Origin of the sequence: Elusimicrobium minutum Pei191 (assembly GCF_000020145.1) — a bacterium.
GTDB classification, from domain to species: Bacteria; Elusimicrobiota; Elusimicrobia; order Elusimicrobiales; family Elusimicrobiaceae; genus Elusimicrobium; species Elusimicrobium minutum.
Window position 1 is genome coordinate 1,144,563 of record NC_010644.1, and the last position, 18,016, is coordinate 1,162,578.

The 18,016-nt window shown below is 39.7% G+C and carries 14 protein-coding genes, 1 tRNA gene, 1 pseudogene and 1 riboswitch; of the genes and pseudogenes, 9 read left to right on the top strand and 7 right to left on the bottom strand.

What is annotated here, in order from left to right:
• Positions 1-12 precede the first annotated feature (12 nt).
• A complete protein-coding gene (locus tag EMIN_RS05375) occupies positions 13-426 on the top strand; it encodes a bacteriohemerythrin (protein WP_012415219.1) in 414 nt (137 codons plus the stop codon).
• 61 nt (positions 427-487) lie between these two features.
• Here the strand turns inward: EMIN_RS05375 and EMIN_RS05380 are convergent, their stop codons facing one another.
• The 3 genes and pseudogenes from EMIN_RS05380 to nrdG form a co-directional block, all read right to left on the bottom strand.
• The gene (locus tag EMIN_RS05380; protein ID WP_012415220.1) at positions 488-2,158 is read right to left on the bottom strand and encodes a formate--tetrahydrofolate ligase; all 1,671 of its coding nucleotides are present in this window, start codon (positions 2,156-2,158) and stop codon (positions 488-490) included.
• Positions 2,159-4,561 (bottom strand): annotated as a pseudogene (locus tag EMIN_RS05390) (anaerobic ribonucleoside triphosphate reductase).
• Between the two features lie 17 nt (positions 4,562-4,578).
• Positions 4,579-5,094 (bottom strand): anaerobic ribonucleoside-triphosphate reductase activating protein, encoded by a 516-nt coding sequence (gene nrdG, locus EMIN_RS05395; protein ID WP_012415223.1) that lies wholly within the window; start codon positions 5,092-5,094, stop codon positions 4,579-4,581.
• Between the two features lie 317 nt (positions 5,095-5,411).
• Between nrdG and EMIN_RS05400 the strand changes: the two genes are divergently transcribed.
• Entirely contained in the window at positions 5,412-5,864 is a 453-nt protein-coding gene (locus tag EMIN_RS05400; RefSeq protein ID WP_012415224.1) for an Rrf2 family transcriptional regulator, read from the top strand.
• 131 nt (positions 5,865-5,995) lie between these two features.
• On the opposite strand, the gene EMIN_RS05405 is transcribed toward EMIN_RS05400, so the two are convergent.
• Positions 5,996-7,468 (bottom strand): amino acid permease, encoded by a 1,473-nt coding sequence (locus EMIN_RS05405; protein ID WP_012415225.1) that lies wholly within the window; start codon positions 7,466-7,468, stop codon positions 5,996-5,998.
• Between the two features lie 284 nt (positions 7,469-7,752).
• On the opposite strand from EMIN_RS05405, the gene EMIN_RS09505 reads away from it, so the two are divergent.
• The 4 genes from EMIN_RS09505 (at position 7,753) to EMIN_RS05425 (ending at position 13,004) form a co-directional block, all read left to right on the top strand.
• Positions 7,753-8,283 carry a pilin gene (locus tag EMIN_RS09505; protein WP_012415226.1) on the top strand — a complete coding sequence of 177 codons (531 nt, stop codon included), beginning with the start codon at positions 7,753-7,755 and terminating at the stop codon, positions 8,281-8,283.
• A 333-nt stretch (positions 8,284-8,616) separates the two neighbouring features.
• Positions 8,617-8,770, top strand: a riboswitch (M-box (ykoK) riboswitch).
• A gap of 139 nt (positions 8,771-8,909) precedes the next feature.
• A complete protein-coding gene (gene mgtA / locus EMIN_RS05415; RefSeq protein ID WP_012415227.1) occupies positions 8,910-11,600 on the top strand; it encodes a magnesium-translocating P-type ATPase in 2,691 nt (896 codons plus the stop codon).
• A gap of 54 nt (positions 11,601-11,654) precedes the next feature.
• On the top strand, positions 11,655-12,365 hold the full coding sequence (locus EMIN_RS05420; RefSeq protein WP_012415228.1) for an L-2-amino-thiazoline-4-carboxylic acid hydrolase: 711 nt from the start codon (positions 11,655-11,657) through the stop codon (positions 12,363-12,365).
• 204 nt (positions 12,366-12,569) lie between these two features.
• Complete coding sequence (locus tag EMIN_RS05425; protein ID WP_012415230.1) at positions 12,570-13,004, top strand: VOC family protein; 435 nt, start codon at positions 12,570-12,572, stop codon at positions 13,002-13,004.
• A 52-nt stretch (positions 13,005-13,056) separates the two neighbouring features.
• Here the strand turns inward: EMIN_RS05425 and EMIN_RS05430 are convergent.
• Positions 13,057-13,131: transfer RNA gene (locus tag EMIN_RS05430), tRNA-Arg, on the bottom strand.
• A 343-nt stretch (positions 13,132-13,474) separates the two neighbouring features.
• Here EMIN_RS05430 and EMIN_RS09510 point away from each other — a divergent pair.
• Together EMIN_RS09510 and EMIN_RS05435 are read left to right on the top strand one after the other, a co-directional pair.
• Complete coding sequence (locus EMIN_RS09510; RefSeq protein WP_012415231.1) at positions 13,475-13,597, top strand: hypothetical protein; 123 nt, start codon at positions 13,475-13,477, stop codon at positions 13,595-13,597.
• Between the two features lie 381 nt (positions 13,598-13,978).
• Complete coding sequence (locus EMIN_RS05435; protein WP_012415232.1) at positions 13,979-14,833, top strand: hypothetical protein; 855 nt, start codon at positions 13,979-13,981, stop codon at positions 14,831-14,833.
• A gap of 4 nt (positions 14,834-14,837) precedes the next feature.
• Here EMIN_RS05435 and EMIN_RS05440 read toward each other — a convergent pair whose 3' ends face one another.
• Both EMIN_RS05440 and EMIN_RS05445 read right to left on the bottom strand, forming a co-directional pair.
• Entirely contained in the window at positions 14,838-15,326 is a 489-nt protein-coding gene (locus EMIN_RS05440; RefSeq protein ID WP_012415233.1) for a DNA-deoxyinosine glycosylase, read from the bottom strand.
• A gap of 41 nt (positions 15,327-15,367) precedes the next feature.
• Entirely contained in the window at positions 15,368-16,708 is a 1,341-nt protein-coding gene (locus EMIN_RS05445) for a PTS transporter subunit EIIC (protein WP_012415234.1), read from the bottom strand.
• 113 nt (positions 16,709-16,821) lie between these two features.
• Between EMIN_RS05445 and EMIN_RS05450 the strand changes: the two genes are divergently transcribed.
• Positions 16,822-18,015 carry a RecB family exonuclease gene (locus EMIN_RS05450; RefSeq protein WP_041691269.1) on the top strand — a complete coding sequence of 398 codons (1,194 nt, stop codon included), beginning with the start codon at positions 16,822-16,824 and terminating at the stop codon, positions 18,013-18,015.
• Position 18,016: the final 1 nt, after the last annotated feature.

Here is an 18,016-nt window from a genome sequence, read left to right on the forward strand (position 1 = left end):
AAGGGGTTTAAAATGGTTTACGCTTGGGATAAAAATTTAGAAACCGGCAATGAAATAATTGATAGGCAGCACAAACAGCTTTTTGAAATGCTCAATAATCTTATTATCGCGCATCAGGAAGCGCGAGGGCCGGTTGAACTGGACGCCGCGCTTAAATTTATGACAGAATACACCGTCCGCCATTTTGAAGATGAGGAAGCGCTGCAAATAAAATACCGCTATCCCAATTACGAAGAACACAAAAACCAACATAATCATTTCAAATTTGTAATAAAAGACCTGGTGCAGCAGCTTGTTGAAGAGGGGTATAGCAAACATATGGTTGAAAAAACCATAAGGATAATAGCCTCCTGGCTTATTACACATATCAAAGGCGACGATCTTGAACTTGCCAAACATATAAGAAAAATTGATTTACAGGAATAGGTTTACTTAAAATAAAAAGGGCTCCTTTCGGAGCCCTTTTTTTATTTTGTCTTTTTAAAAGTTATGATAAACCTTTTATAACGCCCTCGGATGAAATATCAATTTTTTCAGCCGCGGGGAACTTTGGAAGCCCCGGCATTGTCATAATATTACCCGTTAACATAACGACAAAGCCCGCTCCGGCGGAAATCCTGGCTTCACGAACTTCAATGGTAAAGCCTTCGGGCCTTCCGTAAAGTTTTGGATTATCCGAAAAAGAATACTGGGTTTTAGCCATACAAACCGGGATATTGCCAAAGCCCATAGCCTCGTATTTCTTTATTGAGTCTAAAGCTTTTTTATCAAAAAACACGTCTTTGGCTCCGTAAATATTTTTTACTATTTTTTTTGTTTTTTCTTCTAAACTGTCTTCCGATTCATAAGTAAACCGAAATTTGCTTTTGTTTTTTGAAATAATATCCACAACTTTTTTAGCAAGCTGGATACCGCCCTCGCCGCCCTTGGCAAACACGTCCGAAAGCTCAACAGGCACGCCTATTTTTTTGCAATGCGCTTTTACGGCGGCGATTTCCTCTTTGGAATCGCCGCTGAAAATATTTATGGCCACAACAGGCGGCACGCCGAATTTTTTAACGTTTTCAATATGTTTATCTAAATTAACAAGCCCGCGTATTACTGCCTGTTTATCAAGATGGGTTAATTTATCTTTGCTTACGCCGCCGTGCATTTTAAGCGCGCGCACAGTGGCTACAATAATCGCTACTTTGGGTGTAAGTCCCGCGTAGCGGCATTTTATGTTAAAAAATTTCTCGGCGCCTAAATCAGCGCCAAAACCCGCCTCCGTAACAATATAGTCGGCAAGTTTTAAAGCGGTTTTTGTTGCTATAACGCTGTTGCATCCATGCGCGATATTGGCAAAAGGACCGCCGTGTATAATGGCGGGTACGTTTTCTAAAGTTTGCACAAGGTTAGGTTTAATGGCGTCTTTAAGTAAGGCGGCCATAGCGCCTTCCGCTTTAAGCATGCCGGCGGTAACGGGTTTATCCGCGAAATTATACCCGACTATAACTTTAGAAAGTCTTTTTTTAAGGTCGGCCAAACTTTCGGAGAGACACAAAATAGCCATAACTTCAGAAGCTACGGTTATATCAAAACTGTCTTCCCTGGGAAACCCGTTACCTTTGCCGCCTAAAGCGACAACTATGTTTCTTAAAGCGCGGTCATTGATATCAACAACACGGTGCCATACTATGCGTCTTTCGTCTATACCCAGTTCATTACCCTGGTGTATGTGATTGTCAATAATAGCTGATAACAAATTATTAGCGGCTGTGATCGCGTGCATATCCCCCGTGAAATGAAGGTTAATATCCTCCATAGGAACAACCTGGGAATATCCGCCCCCCGCCGCGCCGCCTTTAATGCCCATACACGGCCCTAAAGAAGGTTCGCGCAGCGCGACAATGGCTTTTTTACCTATCTTAGCCAAAGCCTGCGCCAGCCCCACGGTTGTGGTTGATTTACCTTCACCCGCGGCAGTTGGTGAAATGGCCGTAACTAAAATAAGGTTGCCGTCAGGTTTCTTTTGCAATTTTTTTATGCAGTCAAAAGAAAGTTTTGCCTTATAGTGTCCGTAAAGTTCTATTTGGGATTTTTTTATACCCAATTTTACGGCCACTTTGGCGATAGGCCATACTTTAGCGCGCTGCGCAATTTCGATATCGCTTAACATTTATTTTAAACCGTGTTTTACTCTTTCATGTTCTTCGCATCTTTTTGCGTCGTTCCATTTATCCATGGTGCCCACGAGATACCCGGTTATACGTCTGATACGCTCAAAGCCTACGCCTTGTCCGTTTTTGTTTAATTTATTGTTTTCCATATTTTTCCCCTCCAAAAGTTAACTGCAAAAATTATTATGTTTAACTGCTTCGCCTTCTCTTCGGCCGCAGCGCGGGCAGACATCGTTAATTATGCCTACGTAACCGCAAACAGGGTCCCTGTCCACGGGATGGTTTACCGAACCGTATCCTATGCCTTTATCATGCATATAGCGGATAACGGACATAAACGCTTCCAAATTATTAAGCGGGTCACCGTTCATTTCAACATAGGTTATATGGCCCGCGGGCGTAAGTGCGTGGTAAGGCGCCTCTTTATTAATTTTTTCAAAAGCGGAAATATCATAATAAACGGGAACATGAAAAGAGTTAGTGTAATAATCTCTGTCAGTTACCCCTTTTATTACGCCGTATCTTTTTTTATCCATCCTTACAAAACGGCCCGAAAGGCCTTCCGCGGGAGTGGCAAGCAAACTAAAATTCATACCCGTTTCTTTAGCTTTTTGCTTGCAGAAGTCGTCCATATATTTAATAATGGCAATGCCTTTTTGCTGCATTTCGTCGCTTTCGCCGTGATGGTGCCCGAAAAGAGATACAAGCGTTTCCGCCAAACCTATAAATCCTATGGAAAGAGTTCCGTGTTTAAGAACTTCCCTTATTTCATCGTCCGGCCCTAATGAGTCGCTCCCAAGCCAAACGCCCTCACCCATTAAGAAAGGAAAGTTGCGCACTTTCTTTTTGGCCTGTATTTCAAACCTGTCAAGCAGCTGCTGCGCTACAAGGTTAAGCATGGATTCTAAAGATTTATAAAAAGCTTTTTCATCGCCTTTGGCCTCAATGGCAAGCCTGGGTAGGTTAATTGACGTAAAAGAAAGATTGCCCCTGCCAAAAGTAGTTTGTTTGTTTATATCGTGCACGTTAGCTATAACGCGCGTGCGGCAGCCCATTGTGGCTACTTCGGTATCGGGGTTACCCGGTTTATAAAACTGCAGGTTAAAAGGCGCGTCTAAATTTGTAAAGTTAGGAAACAAACGTTTAGCGCTGCAGCGGCAGGCAAGTTTAAATAAATCATAGTTAGGATCTGTTTCATTAAAGTTTACGCCCGCTTTTAATTTAAATATTTGAATGGGGAATATGGGCGTTTCCCCATGGCCCAGGCCCGCTTCCGTAGCCAAAATAATATTTTTTATTACCAGGCGGCCTTCGGGCGAGGTGTCCGTCCCGTAATTAATTGACGAAAACGGCGTTTGCGCTCCCGCGCGGGAATGCATTGAGTTTAAATTATGAACAACCGACTCCATTGCCTGGTAAGTGCGTTTATCAATTTCTTTTTCGGACTCTTTTAAGGTAAAATCTATTATTTTTTTAGCCGTTTGGGCGTTTATGCTTTGCGTTAAAGCTTTAGTCAAATACTCAATATTTTTTTCATTTCCGCTTAAAGCTATTTTTACGCCGCTTTCTTTTTCAGCGCCGCTTATAAGAGAGGCTACTTCCTCTTTATTCCATTCTTTATCTGAGGATAAATTTAACGACTTATATAAATTATCAATAAAAATACGTCTGTAACTTTTTGCTACGCCTTTTGCCAAAGCATAGTCAAAATTGGGAATGCTCTGCCCGCCGTGCTGATCGTTTTGGTTAGACTGTATGGCAATGCACGCCAAAGCCGCGTAGCTTTGAATGTCTTGCGGTTCTCTTAAATGGCCGTGGCCGGTATTAAAACCGCCGGTAAAAAGCCTGTCAACGTCAATTTGGCAGCAGGTGGTGGTTAAAGAATAAAAATCAAAATCATGAATATGAATCCAGCCTTCCTCATAAGCTTTGGCCTGGGCTTCCGTAAGAAGATACGCTTTATTATAGGATTTAGCCGCCGCGGAACCTAACTGGAGCATGCTTCCCATAGCGGTATTGCCGTCAACATTGGCGTTGTCTCTTTTTAAGTTGGAGTTTCTTGCGTCGGCGTTTGTAATTTCGTCGCATTCCTGCATAAGAGCGGTGTTTGACTCTCTTACTCTGGTGCGTTTTGCCCTGTATAAAATATATGATTTAGCGGTTTCTTCATAGCCGTTATGCATCAACGCGCGTTCAACCTCGTCTTGAATATCTTCAATAAAGTAGTTGTCCTTGCCTTTTTCCGCTAATGTATTCCCCACCTCATTAGCTAAACGGGCCGCGGCGGCCGCGTCTTCCTGCCCTGTGGCGGCAAGCGATTTTAAAATAGCGTTTGCTATTTTTTTCTCATCATATAAGACGATTCTGCCGTCTCTTTTTGTAATAGTAAGCACCTTAGTCATAAGCATGTATGTTCTCCTTAAAGTGTGTCAGCCGTAACGGCTTTCCCCGCTTTTTCACTTTTTTTTATGTCAATTATCCTTTGGTTTTGCGAACCTCGGAATTTTAAATTCAAACTTTTTTGTTCAAGTATAAAAGGCCCGTCTATAAGAAAGTCCGTTTCTTTAAGAAGTTCGGCCCAACCGTTTTTTTTGTCAGCCCCTTCAACAAGCGTTTCATATATATATCCAGTATATGTAACAATGTCTTTACCCGTTTGCTTTACCATTTTAGCCAGCTTGGCAAGCGGTTTGGCCTGAATAAAAGGCTCCCCCCCGCTTAACGTAATACCCCTAAGCAGAGGATTAATTTTAAACCTTTCAAAAATATCTTTTATATGAACGAGTTTCCCGCCTTGCATGGGAATTGTTTGGGGATTATGGCATCCTTTACAAGAGTGAGGACAACCCTGCGTAAAAACAGTAAATCTGTACCCCGGCCCGTCCACTATAGATTCTTCAATAATGCCTGAAATTTGTAAATAATCATCTTGCATAAAAAGCCTTCTAAAAAGATAAAACCACCCTTTTTAAACATATTCCCCTGCAGGCGTTTTATTTATTTTTACATAAAAAAAACGTTTTTGCAAATCACGAGGTAGAACACAAAGAGCAAAAGGCAAAAAATCTCATTTTTACGTCTGAAATTTTTTGTCGTATTTTATTTTTCAGCGTTAAATAATACAAAAGAATTAAATATAAAGCTGTAACAATATTTGTTACAATATACTAAATATTTCATTTGTACTTATTTTTTAAGCATTTTGTATTGACAAAGCGTAAAATTGTAACTATAATAATTACAGGTCACAGTATGAAAACAAATACCCGTTTCACAACTGCCGTGCATATTTTAGCGTTGCTTGCCTTAAATAAAAAAGAGGCAAACACCTCCGCCCTGCTGGCAAAAAGCGTTAACACAAACCCTGTTGTGGTAAGAAGAATACTCTCTATGTTAAAGAAAGCGAACATTGTTGACAGCAAACCCGGCGTTAAAGGCGTAACACTTAAAAGAGGGCCGCTTACAATTTCACTTCTGGAAATTTATGATGCCGTTAAAAGCCCGTCGGACACGTTTTTTCCTCTTCACAAAAACCCGAGTAAAGAATGTTTTATTGGAGCGAATATACATTCCGCTTTATACGATCCTTTAAAAGAAGCTTCCCAGGCGGCTGAAAAAATACTTTCAAAGTACTCCTTAAAAGATATAACCCGCCCTATAACTAAAAAAGAACTTTTAAGAGTAAGCAGATTTGTTTTTAACTAAAACACGCTGCAAAAACAAAATCTTATATTTAAATTTTAGCCAACGAACAAGAGATAGCAAACAGTCCCGGGTTTTAAAATTAAATAACAAACATAAAAAATTCCGCGCTTTAAAGCGCGGAATTTTATTTTTTAAACATTTTCAGGTTTTCTTCTTTTCCTGTTGCGCATTTTGCTGTGTTTTCTGCCATATAAGAAATATATGGAAAAACCTACAGCGCTCCAAACAAAAAGTCGCATCCACGTTTCAACAGGCAAAGCAAGCATTTGTGCGCCGCAGATGATTAAACCTAATATAGGGACCAATGGAACAAAAGGCGTTTTAAAAGGCCTTTTGATTTCAGGGCGTGTTTTTCTTAAAACTATAATAGAGATGCAAACTATTACAAACGCCGCCAGCGTGCCTATGGAAACCATTTCACCCAAAACGTTAATGGGCAAAAAACCCGCGATTAGCGAAGCGAGCAGACAGGTAACAAAAGTAGCATTGCTTGGCGTTTGGTATTTTTTGTTAATCGCTGAAAAGAATTTAGGCAAAAGGCCGTCATGCGCCATAGAAAAGAAAATACGGGCCTGCCCCATAAGCATAACAAGAATTACCGTTGTAAGGCCGGAAATCGCGCCTATTTTTATCAGCGGGCTTAACCAAACCAAACCTGCTCTGTCAATGGCAAGCGCTATAGGAGCGGGAACGGAAAGTTCCGTATAATGCACAATACCTGTCATAACCGCGGTAACAAGAACATAAAGAATAGTACAGGCAAAAAGTGACATTATGATAGCGCGCGGCATATCACGTTGCGGGTTTTTGGCTTCCTGAGCGGCTGTTGAAACAGCATCAAAACCGATATAAGCAAAGAAAATAACGCCCGCGCCTCTTAATATACCGGACCAGCCAAACTGGCCGAAATGGCCCGTGTTCTCAGGTATGTAAGGCACCCAGTTGCTAGTGTCAATATGCCAGAGACCAAAGCCGATAAATAAAAGTATTACCGTTACTTTTACGCAGACTATAACATTGTTTAAAGCGGCCGAACGCCTTGTTCCCCTAATAAGCAAAACAGATAATATAGCAACAATAAACACTGCCGGCAAGTTAATGATACAGCCTGTTAAAGACCATTCGCCCGCCATATGCGCAAAAGGCGCACCCGCGAGTTTTGCCGGAATATGAAGGCCTATACCTTCTAAAAAGCTAATCACGTAGCCTGACCAGCCCACCGCGACCGTGCCGCCGGCAAATAAATATTCAAGCACCAAATCCCAGCCTATAAACCAGGCTACAAACTCACCTAAGGTGGCGTAACTGTAAGCGTAAGCGCTGCCAGCTATAGGAAGCATTGAAGCGAATTCCGCGTAACAAAGCCCCGCCATGGCGCAGCCCATAGCCGAGATAATAAAGGATATAGTAAGCGCGGGCCCCGCATAATTAGCGGCGGCAGTGCCGGTAAGAACAAAAATACCTGTGCCTACTATAGCGCCTATACCAAGGGCAACCAAATGCCATAAAGAAAGAGAGCGCTTAAGCCCGTCTTCCGTTTCTAAAGACTCGGTTATAATAAGTTCAACCGGTTTTCTTCTAAATAATAATTTCGCTTTCCTCATATTCTCCAATTATCTTAAATAGATTACATTTAATTATATTAAATATCAACGTCTTACCCCGACAGTAAAAAGTCCTATAAAAAGGTCCTACCCCGTCGGTCATCGCGCAAGCGTCAAACCCGGTTTTAACAATAAAAGCCGCATGCAATATGAAAAATATTTTAGCCTGCTTAAGCCAAAGCCGGATACAAGCCGCCGTTGGGGAAGTATACGCCGCTGCAATTTTTAACGACAAAATTTCTATAAAATGTTAATATATCTTAAATTTATTACAGGAGTATTTTATGTTAAACAGAAATATGTTTTTTTGTTCTATCTTTCGAATTAAAAATAAAGGCTTTACGCTTATAGAGTTGCTTGTAGTTGTTTTAATTATAGGTATATTGGCTGCTATTGCGCTGCCGCAATACCAAAAAACTGTAAGGAAATCGCGCACGGCGGAAGTTCTTACATTGGGCAGAGCGTTGCGTGATTCAATGAACAGAACGTTGCTGCAGGACCCGGTTGCTTTTGATAATTTTGACTATATCCCCGAACAATATTTAGAATTGCTAGATGTGCAATTTCCCTATCCGCTAATTGACGGAGGTACACGCCAAGTATTTAAAAATTTTTATGAGATTGAATTTTCGCCGGAAGATATTTCCTTTTCTATACAATGGGATGAATTGGGAAATAAAATTAGATTTACAAATAATAAAGCCGCGTCTCCGGGGGCTATATATTGTTATTCCAGATATCAACACTCCGTGTCGTTTTGTACAATGTTGGGCGGCAAAAATTGCGCGGTAGGAGCGGAATGCAGAATAGACTAAAAGTTAAATTCCTGTGCCGCCCGGCCAAGGTTTAAAAACATAAAATATTTTTTAAACGGTTTTATTATCAGCAAAAAATATTCAAACCGCAATTTAACATGAAATTAAGTTTAATCTGGGACAGGAATTTTAATCTTGCAGCGCTGCCTTTAATATGTTTTTAATAGCGGCGTATTAAAAATTATAATCTCTAGAAAAAACCTCCTCAAAAAATATTTCTATGGACTAAAAAATAAAACTATCCTAAAAAGGGCCGCCTGTTGAAGCGGCCCTTTTTTAAAAATAGAAAATTTTTTTGTAAAAAATAAAATATAAAAGTAAAATATATATAGTAAGGAACTTCGGTAGGTGAGGCTCCTAGGGATACGGATTGATACCGCAAAGCAATGGAGACATTGCGAGAAGGTTATCAGACTATGTCGAAACCAAGGCATAATCTAACTCAATTTCACTGCCCTATAAAGCTAAAACTTGAACGGTGTCGGGTACAAAAAATATCCGTGCGAAACATAATTGTAAAACAACTTATTAAAAGCTGTTTTGATATAGCAATTTTTATTCTCCCGCCGTTTCAGTTTACGGCGGGAGTTTTTTATGCCATTTAAAAAAACGGAAGTAACATTATTATGAAGAAAAAAATAATTAAATCCCTCGCCATAAGCAAAGCAAGGCAGTTAATAAAAGCTAAAAGAAGGCTGCTTGCCTCCGCTCAGGAAAACAAAGAAAACCTGTTTATACAATATAAAAATAATTTCGCGGGCTATGATGAACAGACCGTGCTTGAAATGCGCCAGGAGCACGGAAGCAATGAAATAAGTCATAAGGAAGGCCCCTATGTTTTAACAAGAATATCGGATTCTTTTATAAACCCGTTTACCGTTGTACTTTTCGCGTTGTCCGTAGTATCTTTATTTACAGACGTTTTTCTTGCCGAGCCCGGACAAAAAGATTACAGCGCGGTTATAATCATAGTCATTATGGTACTAATAAGCGGTATGCTTAGGTTTATACAGGAAATACGCTCTGATAAAGCGGCGCAAAAACTGCATGAAATGGTTGAAACAACTATTTCTGTACAGCGTAAAGAAGGCCGAAACGAAATACCTATAAAAGAATTAGTTGTGGGCGATATAATATATTTATCCGCCGGGGACATGGTGCCCGCGGACGGCAGGGTATTATTCGCCAAAGACTTGTTTATAAGCCAGTCCTCTTTAACCGGTGAAAGTGAACCTGTTGAAAAATTTAGCAACCCGCTCAGCCAAAAAACAAAAAACCCCTTAGATTTAAATAACCTTGTTTTTATGGGAAGCAACGTTATAAGCGGCTCGGCCGTGGCGATAATAATGGCAACGGGCGACAATACCGTATTCGGTTCAATATCACAGCAAATATCGGGCAAGAAAAAGCCCACAAGCTTTGAAAAAGGCGTTAACTCAGTTTCCTGGGTGCTTATACGCTTTATGCTTATAATGGTGCCTATAGTATTTTTTGTTAACGGTTTTACAAAAGGCAATTGGGTTGAATCTTTAATGTTTGCCCTTTCCGTAGCGGTCGGGCTCACTCCTGAAATGCTGCCCATGATTGTTACCACAAACCTGGCTAAGGGCGCTATTTCAATGTCAAAGAAAAAGGTAATAGTAAAAAACCTTAATTCTATACAGAATTTCGGCGCTATGGATATTTTATGCACCGATAAAACCGGCACAATAACGCAAGATAAAGTGGCGCTTATCTATTCTTTAGACATACACGGTAATAAAGACGAACGCATACTCAGGCACGCTCTTTTAAATTCTTATTACCAAACAGGTTTAAAAAACCTTATGGACGTGGCTATTATCAACTATGCAAAAGAACATGCCATAAACCCGTTTATAGAAAATTATAAAAAAGTAGATGAAATACCCTTTGATTTTAACCGCAGGCGCATGAGCGTTGTTGTTGAGGACGGCAGCGGCAAAACCCAATTAATAACAAAAGGCGCTATTGAAGAAATGCTTTCCGCCTGCAGTTATGTTGAGTACCAGGGCAAAGTAGAACCGATAACGGAAGATCTAAAACAGGAAATAAGGCAAACGTCCGAAAAATACAATGAAGACGGCATGAGAGTGCTGGCCATAGCGCAAAAAACAAATCCCTCTCCCGCGGGGGCATTTTCCGTGGAAGACGAATCCCAAATGGTTATGATGGGGTACCTTGCGTTTTTAGATCCGCCGAAAGACAGTTCGGCCGAAGCAATTAAAACCCTTCATGATTACGGAGTGGAAGTTAAAGTACTTACCGGCGATAACGACTCTGTAACCCGCTGCGTATGCAAGCAAGTGGGTATGAATGTGGACAAAATCCTGCTTGGCAGCGATATAGAGGAAATGAGCGGGGCCGAACTAAACGCAGCGGTTGAAAAATGTAATGTATTTGCCAAACTTTCCCCCCAGCAAAAAACGCGTGTGGTAAGCGCGCTGCGCGCAAACGGACACACCGTAGGCTTTATGGGCGACGGCATCAACGACGCCGCCGCCATGAAAGAAGCCGACGTGGGCATATCGGTAGACAGCGCGGTAGACATAGCAAAAGAATCAGCCAATATCATTTTGCTTGAAAAAAATCTTATGGTATTAGAAGAAGGCGTTATAGAAGGCAGAAAAACTTACGCTAACACAATAAAATATATAAAGATGACGGCAAGCTCAAACTTCGGCAATATGTTTTCCGTTTTGGCGGCAAGCGCTTTTTTGCCTTTTCTGCCCATGCTGCCCATACAAATCCTTATATTAAACCTTATCTATGACACTTCCTGCACTTCTATACCTTGGGATAATGTTGACAGGGATTATTTAAAAACCCCCAGAAGGTGGGACGCGGGTTCCATAAGCAAATTTATGTTGTGGCTCGGCCCCACAAGCTCTGTATTTGACATACTTACCTATATTGTAATGTTCTTTGTAATATGCCCCTTGGTAGCTGGCGGGCCTTTCCATACGCTTGGCGCGGAAGCGCAGGTAATTTTTATAGCGTTGTTCCATACCGGCTGGTTTGTGGAGTCTTTATGGTCACAAACGCTTGTTATTTATATGTTAAGAACGCCTCATATACCGTTTATACAAAGTAACGCTTCTTTGGCGGTAATTACGCTTACCAGCTTGGGCATTATTGCCGGCACTGTAATACCTTATACGGTTTTAGGCAAATGGCTTGATATGCACCCGTTGCCTTTTGTTTACTTTCCGTTTCTTATAGCGGTGATTCTGCTTTATATGACATTAACAACAAGCGTAAAAAAGTTATTTATAAGAAAATACGGCGAACTACTATAGAGTTAAAAGAATATTTATTTGTTACAATGATTAATGTTAGGGAGGGCTAACAATATGAATAACTTTTATGAACTAAATAAAGAAAAATACATGGCTGTCGTTGCCGCGATAGAAAAACATATCGAACCATATATAAAAGAACATTTTTCAGACTCAGAAACAGCGGAAATAATTAAAACCGCGCGCAGCGATTTTGAAGCTTTGTACCCCGGTCTTCCTTTTATAGGCGAAGCTAACCCGCTTACAGTAAATTTAGTAGGCGCGGCCTATGAGATGGGAATATACAGCGGATTGGAAAAAAGAGGGCTTTCTCTTAAAATAATATCGCATATTAACCAACTGGCCTTAAAGGATTACAGCGCTTCAGCCATGACGCCGCAAAGCGTAGAATTTGTGCGTAATGCCGCTCTCAGTAAAGAAACGATTGAAGCGGCTGCGGCAGAATCACAGAAAAAAAAGTATACGGGTGACTGGGTGTCTGAATATCTGCCCCCGGAGCCCGGCAGCGGTTTTGACACAGGCGTAAAATACACGCATTGCGGCATTATAGATTTATACAGAAAATACGGTAAAGAAAGATATTTGCCTTATATTTGTTTAAACGATTACCCTATGTACGGCGCGATGGGGATTTCTTTTAAAAGAACAAAAACGCTGGCCCACGGCGCTGATTGCTGTGATTTTTGTTTTAAGCTAAAAGGCGGCAAAATGCCTTCTTTTATAGAAGATCCCGAAGAATTGGAAGAATTTAAAAATACAAAATAATATTTTTAAAATTAAAAATATTTTTAAACAGTAAAAAATAAAAGCCCCGCTTCTTTTGAAGGGGCTTTTTAATGTTGTACATTAACACAATAAACCTTTTTAGAACAAGATATAAGGCGCGCGTAATTATTAGTTTTACCGCACATACCTTTGAACAAACAATTATTTGTATAATTGTTTATATTTTTATAAGAGAGTTAATATATGAACAGAATAAACCTTATCTGCCTGGGAGTTGAAGATTTGGCAAAATCTTTAAAATTTTACAAAGGAATCGGGTTTAAAACCCTGGAAAAGGACAGCAATCCTCCTATTGTTTTTTTTAATAACCAAGGCTCCAAGCTGGAGCTCTTTAATATCCATGAACTTGCAAAAGATATAGATGCAAAAAACCCTCCCAAAATTTTAAAAGGCGGTTTTTCGGGAATTACCCTTGCCTGCAATATGAAGTCAGAACAAGAAGTTGACGACATGATGCGGATTATTGAACAACACGGCGGAGTAGTTGTTAAACAACCCCAAAAGGTTTTTTGGGGAGGCTACAGCGGATATTTTCAAGACCCAGACGGTTACTATTGGGAGGTAGCATACGGCCCAAACTGGAAATTTGATGAAAACGACATGTTAGTATTAGAATAAAAATCAGACAACTAAAAAAGGCCTTCATAAAAATATGAAGACCTTTTTTAAATGGTGCCCCCAACAGGAATCGAACCTATATCACCTGCTTAGAAGGCAGATGCTCTATCCATTGAGCTATGGGGGCAAAATTTCACTGCCTAAACATAACACTGTTGTAAGCGCTAAATTTAGAACATATATATTTTATCAAAATTTAATAAATCTATCAAAAAAATTTACTCCCCTACGACGTTAATAAGCAAAAATATCAAAAACACCATCCTTTTAAAATTTTATATTGTCAATATTTGCCTCGCATAAATATAAAAAAGCTTTTGCGGTTTTTATTTAGCAGAGTTAAACAAATAATGCTTTTTTAACTCTTATAATATTATGTCCTAACCAAAAGCCCCAGATGAAAATAGGTCTTTAGGCTCTTGTTACACTTTAAATTTATATTTACATTATTAATAATAAGGTATATTACTATGAAAAATACCTTATCATTTATCTTTACTTTATTATTTTTATTTGAGGCGCATACTTGCGCCACAGCCACTACAAACACTGCCAGACTTGACGTATACAGCAATAACAAGAACCCTTTTTAGCTAAAAAACTTGCCGTCAATGAGACTATTATCTACTGCATTTATATACGTGGCAGCGGCAAGGATATCACAGACCGCCAAGATTTTGAACAATATATAAAACTTGCCATTAAACTGTGGACAGCTTACCCCGCCCGTATTATCAGGCAGTAAGGCAGAGAAAGCAAGCTTAAAGAAGTTTTAGAAGCTTTGGAAAGGGAGCTAAACCTTATCTTGCTGCCACATTGCAATTTAGCGTCGTATCAGGAAAAATATAAATACCTGCTTAATCCGCAGCCTGAGGAATATAACAAAACGGCGGATATTTCTTTTTTTTGAGGATGTTTATTTCGCCAAACTTCACGGTTTTGAAAAAATTTCACCGTTTTTTACTCATAGTCCGGTGCCGCATATAGTTCTTAACTCAAGGGTAGATTGGAACCACTCAAACCCCAAAAACCAAAATGATTTTATAAAAGAACAAGCCGAAAAATTTAAAAAAATAAGAGCCGCTATAATATCAACGCCAAACAGTGATTATCAGGCTATGGATATAGCTTTAAAAAACCTTGAAGATTTTAATAGAAAAGATAAAAATAAAATATTTAGCCTTTTCCATATATTGACCCATGAAATAGGCCACCCTATAAGTTTATCTTACCAATACCCAAAAGCCTTAGACAGCATGGATAAGATTTACGGAACAATAGAACCAAGAAGAAGCCTTATGGACAGCGTCGGCACTTTGGACGGTATGGTTTTACTTTTTGATGATGCTTTAGGAATTAGAAGAAAAAATTTTAACTCTTTATGCAACAATGATATTAAATTTTCTTACGGGAAAGAGTCCTTTAAAGGCAAAAAAGTATGTACGTATGACGACACCTACTCAATGACTTATAATGAGAACACTAAAGATACCGGTATTTATGAATATGAATTAAGCAATTATGTAAGCACTTATTCCAAAGAAGAATCCGAACTGATTGACAAAAGTTTTGACTTTTCAAAGATGTCAAAAAATACCGGTGGTTATCAAACGTCAATGGGAAACATGTGGATACTAGATTTTGACGACAGTGAAAAACGCATTTCAATAGGCATACACAAAACTATTCTTACTCTCAGAGCTGGCGCAACGCATAAACAAATTTTAACCGAAGAATTTAACAATGCGGGAAAATTACTGCGCTACACGCTTGAAATTTACTATAACGGCAATTTAATTGAAACAAAAATCATAAACCCCAAAAAGTAACCGCTTATATCAACGCTTTGTAAAAAGCCTGTTTCCATAAAGCTGTTTTCTCTTCCAAACTTTTTGCCGCGTAAGCGGGGCTGGTGGAAGGAAGATAGAAGTATTTAACCTCTTCAAAAGGGGCAAAAAATCTTTTATAAAAACGCCCGGCCCCTTTACCGTTAAAAAATATGGCGCGCACGCTTTTACGCGAGCGTAAAAAAACATCTATTTTATTAGGCGTAAAGTTTTTTATTTCACTGTCTAAAGAGCCTTGCCTCTCGCACTCATTAAGAACATCCCACAAAGCAAGATTATTATTTATAATTAAATTCTTTTTATCTTTATATTGAGCTGAAATTTCCGCCCCGAAACATTTAAACAAAACAGGCCAAAAGGCGTTTCTCGGGTGGGCATAATATTCCCCCCTTAAAAGAGACTCTTCCCCCGGCATTGTGCCTAAAATTAAAATCTTAGGTTCTTTGGAAGTTATAAAACTAAAAGATTTTTTCATTTTTCCGTAAATAAAAAAGCCCCTTAAAAAGGGGCTTTAAATTAAAAAACCACCGGGTCCTCAAAGCCGATAAACCAGGCGGCGATAAACCCGCAAATATAAGAAACAAACAACCCCGCCAGGTACACCGCAGGCATTGTTGTAAGGGGAACTAAAGGAATGCCCGATATACCGCCTATAACAAAAGCGCCTACCTGAAAACTCGCCACAATAGCGCCGCCGAAACCTCCACCTATACAAGCGGCCAAAAATGGCCTGCCCAATGGCAGTGTAACGCCGTAAATCAAAGGTTCGCCAACGCCAAGCACGGCAACGGGGAGGCCCGACCAAATTGTTTTTTTAAGTTTTTTATTTTTTGTTTTAATTAAAACAGCTATGGCCGCGCCCACTTGGCCCGCGCCGGCCATGGCAAGTATAGGAAATAAAACAGTATATCCATACACCTCAATTAGCTGCGCGTGTATCGGGGTTAACCCTTGATGAAGACCAAGCATAACAAGCGGCAAAAACGCGAATGAAAGCAAATACCCCGCCACAAAGCCGCCTTTGGCTATGGCAAAGTTAACAAACTGCACTATACCTAAAGACAGGAAACCGCCTAAAGGCTGCAGCGCAATAAGCGCGGCGGTACCCGCTATTAAAATAACAAGCACGGGCGTCAAAAATAAATCTAAAGAGTTAGGCATAAGCTTCCGTATTTTAACTTCAAGCCAGCTGGCGAAAATAACCACCATTAAAACAGCTATAACACCGCCGCGGCCCGGCACAAGGTTTTCGCCAAACAGTTTAATGTCCGCAAGCATAGGGTTTGTTAAAATAACGGCCATAACGCCGCCTATCATTGGCGATCCGCCAAATTCGCGCGCGGTATTAATGCCCACAAAAACGCTTAATCCCACAACAACCGCGTTGCCGAATATACTTAATATCTGGGATAAATTGGTTACGCTCCAGCCCGGCGCGTATTTAATTAAAATATTGTTAACGGCCATTATAAGACCGCAGCCCACAAAAGCGGGTATTAACGGAATAAAAATATTAGCTATTTTTTTAAGCATGACTTTAGCGGGGGTTTGGTTTTTTTCTTTTAACTCTTCCCTTAGCGTATATGCTATTGAAGACGTCCCCAAAGGCATTGAAACCAATTTGGCAAACTCATCAGCCACTTTGCCCGCTTTACCGGGCCCCAGAATAACCTGCAGCTGCAGCCCGTTATCCACAATTCCGTAAACTTCCTCAATGGCTTTAATTTTTTCAACGTCAATTATTTTTCTGTTTTTTACACCCATTCTTAAACGGGTCATACAAACCGAAACGCCCGTTATATTTTCTTTTCCGCCGGCTATTTGTAAAATTTGTCCGGCTAATTGTTTATAATCCATGATAAAATATCTCCCGACAGGCAATCCTGGTATAAAACAAGACTGCGCTTCATTTATAATTTTATAATAAAATGATACACTTTATTATCAGAACTTTAATAAAGGGCAGTAAAATGGCTACATCTAAACTTTCGTTTTCCTATTCTAAAATGACGCTTTACCGCGAGTGTCCGCAAAAATATAAATTCCGTTATATACATAAAATACCGGAAGCTCCCAAATATTATTTCGCGTTCGGTTCGGCCATGCATAAAGCGCTTGAGTTTATTTACAGCGTTAAACAGCCGCCGTTTCCTTCCTTAGAACAAATTTTAGATTTTTTTGACGCCGATTGGCGCAGCACAAGTTATCAGGACAAAGGCTATGCCAGCATTTCCAAAGAGCTTGAAGGATACGACGAAGGCCGCCGCATTTTAATATCTTACTACCAAAAACATAAAGACAGTTTTTTTATTCCTTTAGCCGTTGAATTTAGAACAACTTTAGATATTGATAATCTTTCCCTCATAAGCATTATTGACCGTGTTGATTATTTTGGCAACGGAGCGTTGGCGATTACGGATTATAAAACTGGCAAAACCGTACAGCGCGAGCCCGACCAGCTTTATATGTACCAAAAGGTAATGCAAAACTCTCCTGTTTTAAAAAACATCATAAATGAAAAAGAGGGCAAAGAAACGGAAGTAAAAATTGAAAAACTTTCCTTTTACCATTTACCGTCATTAAAAGTTATGGATTTTGAGCCCGCCCCCCAAAAAGAAATTGATGTTTTTTGGGAAGGCGTTTTAAAAACCGCCGATGAAATACGCGGCAAAAACTTTAACCCAGATCCTTCCGAAAGCAAATGCCGCTGGTGCGATTACAAAGCAATGTGCCCTGTTTTTACGGGTATGGAGTTTGAGCAGTTTCAAAAAACGGAAAAGCCTGTATTTTCAGATATCCCGGTAACAAATGAGGATATTTTATCTTCAAAAATAGACGAACTTGCCGAAACGGGGCAAAAATATTCTTCTTTAAAAAAAGAAATTATTTCCTTAATGAAACAAAACAACTACAACCAACATTTCGGCTCAAATTACAAAGTTGAGCTTAAACAAAAAGAATTTTTAGATTTTGAAGACAAAGAAAAAGTTATAGAATTTTTAAAAGAAAAAAATCTTATTAAAAAAACGCTTGTACCTACGCAATGCTCAATAGAAGCGCTTTTGGACGACCCTTCCGTACCGGAAGACGATAAAGCCCGCCTTAAAGAGCTTGGCGTTAACCGCGTTTCGGACGAGCTTCAAATAAAAAAGGTTGAAAAATAGT

Coding starts and splice junctions, on each gene's coding strand:
- EMIN_RS05440 (WP_012415233.1), bottom strand. CDS start 15,326: ATGAAAAAATCTTTTAGTTTTATAACTTCCAAAGAACCTAAGATTTTA.
- nrdG (WP_012415223.1), bottom strand. CDS start 5,094: ATGCAAGATGATTATTTACAAATTTCAGGCATTATTGAAGAATCTATA.
- EMIN_RS05445 (WP_012415234.1), bottom strand. CDS start 16,708: ATGGATTATAAACAATTAGCCGGACAAATTTTACAAATAGCCGGCGGA.
- EMIN_RS09510 (WP_012415231.1), top strand. CDS start 13,475: ATGAAAAATACCTTATCATTTATCTTTACTTTATTATTTTTATTTGAG.
- mgtA (WP_012415227.1), top strand. CDS start 8,910: ATGAAGAAAAAAATAATTAAATCCCTCGCCATAAGCAAAGCAAGGCAG.
- EMIN_RS05450 (WP_041691269.1), top strand. CDS start 16,822: ATGGCTACATCTAAACTTTCGTTTTCCTATTCTAAAATGACGCTTTAC.
- EMIN_RS05420 (WP_012415228.1), top strand. CDS start 11,655: ATGAATAACTTTTATGAACTAAATAAAGAAAAATACATGGCTGTCGTT.
- EMIN_RS05400 (WP_012415224.1), top strand. CDS start 5,412: ATGAAAACAAATACCCGTTTCACAACTGCCGTGCATATTTTAGCGTTG.
- EMIN_RS05380 (WP_012415220.1), bottom strand. CDS start 2,158: ATGTTAAGCGATATCGAAATTGCGCAGCGCGCTAAAGTATGGCCTATC.
- EMIN_RS05425 (WP_012415230.1), top strand. CDS start 12,570: ATGAACAGAATAAACCTTATCTGCCTGGGAGTTGAAGATTTGGCAAAA.
- EMIN_RS05375 (WP_012415219.1), top strand. CDS start 13: ATGGTTTACGCTTGGGATAAAAATTTAGAAACCGGCAATGAAATAATT.
- EMIN_RS09505 (WP_012415226.1), top strand. CDS start 7,753: ATGTTAAACAGAAATATGTTTTTTTGTTCTATCTTTCGAATTAAAAAT.
- EMIN_RS05405 (WP_012415225.1), bottom strand. CDS start 7,468: ATGAGGAAAGCGAAATTATTATTTAGAAGAAAACCGGTTGAACTTATT.